The 251-nt window shown below is 41.4% G+C and carries 1 protein-coding gene; it reads right to left on the bottom strand.

The annotated features are described in order from the left end of the window. Positions 1-251 (bottom strand): hypothetical protein (locus tag A1D26_RS05900; protein WP_332835447.1); only part of this gene is annotated, 251 nt, incomplete at both ends.

Below are 251 nucleotides of genomic sequence, written 5' to 3'. Positions count from 1 at the left end.
CCAGGTAGCCCACTCACCTGTAGCCACATCCACCAACGTGAATCGAACCAAATAACGCAGTGACATCGTGTCAGTCAATTTTTGATTTTTATAATCTGTCCAAACTATTGATTTCAATCCAGAGTCATATTTTCCTGTCTGCAACGTATCCTGGAAAACAATAATCGCTTTCTGATGGCCTTTTGCTGCAACAAAACGCAATGCCTGCATCCAGTTCATATTTTCGGCATCTACAATATCCAGGCTTTCAT

The organism is Ursidibacter maritimus, from assembly GCF_009761395.1.
GTDB classification, from domain to species: Bacteria; Pseudomonadota; Gammaproteobacteria; order Enterobacterales; family Pasteurellaceae; genus Ursidibacter; species Ursidibacter maritimus.
The sequence above is the reverse complement of the archived record's forward strand: the minus strand, read 5'-3'. Positions and strand labels throughout refer to the sequence as shown.